Below are 838 nucleotides of genomic sequence, written 5' to 3'. Positions count from 1 at the left end.
AATGGTGGCAAGCTCCGGGTGCTCACGATTATCGATATCTTCTCCCGCTTCTCGCCCGCCTTGGAGCCGCGGCTCACTTTCCGCGGCACCGATGTTGTCGAGGTGCTGGAAAGGGTTTGCAACGAAGTGGGCTTTTCCCGGCGACGATCCGCGTGGACCAAGGCAGCGAGTTCGTGTCGCGTGACGTCGACCTCTGGGCCTACCAGCGCGGCGTCACGCTGGGCTTCTCACGCCCGGGCAAACCGACCGATAATGCTTTTATCGAAGCGTTCAATGGCCGCTTCCGGGCCGAATGCCTCAATGCCCATTGGTTCCTGTCGCTTGCGGACGCTCGAGAAAAGGTGGAGACTTGGCGCAGATACTATAACAGCAGGCGTCCCCATTCGAGTCTTGACGGCAGCACGCCGGATCAAGCCTACTTCACCCCGCGGCCACTCCGCATGGCAGCCTAACCCCGGCACAGGCTCCACCTATCGACGCGGAAACTCTGTTCAGACAACCGGGACTCTCTCATGGACATTCTGCGCGATGTGATCGGCCTCCTTGTTCATCCTGGCGGTGCGCAGATCCTCGTCGTTGCCCGCGCCTTCCGTCAGCCGACTCACGAATTTCCTGGGCATGAATCGCCTTGAGCATGTAGCTCACCTCGCGAAACTTATTGATGCTTCTCGCTTTCGCAAATTCGGCGGTCAGGAACTGCTGCCGCCAGCGCAGGGGACTCAAATCTCGTAGACCGCGAACATTACGTCGCATGTCAAAGTCAACATGGCGCGAACACATGGCCGCTGCCAACGCGGCGAACGTCTGCAAGCCGCCGTTCCGCGCGGCCATTGGAAAA

1 protein-coding gene and 1 pseudogene are annotated in these 838 nt (G+C 59.9%); one reads left to right on the top strand and one right to left on the bottom strand.

The genetic code is table 11. The features are described from left to right. Nucleotides 1-452, top strand: a pseudogene (locus AC5ZFO_RS48140) (integrase core domain-containing protein); the annotation flags it as partial. Nucleotides 453-510: 58 nt separating this feature from the next. On the opposite strand, the gene AC5ZFO_RS48135 reads toward AC5ZFO_RS48140, so the two are convergent. Next, on the bottom strand, nt 511-838 hold a 328-nt coding region (locus AC5ZFO_RS48135), incomplete at its 5' end, for a hypothetical protein (protein WP_496124286.1).

This window comes from Bradyrhizobium sp. Unk1 (assembly GCF_059512345.1).
The sequence above is the reverse complement of the archived record's forward strand: the minus strand, read 5'-3'. Positions and strand labels throughout refer to the sequence as shown.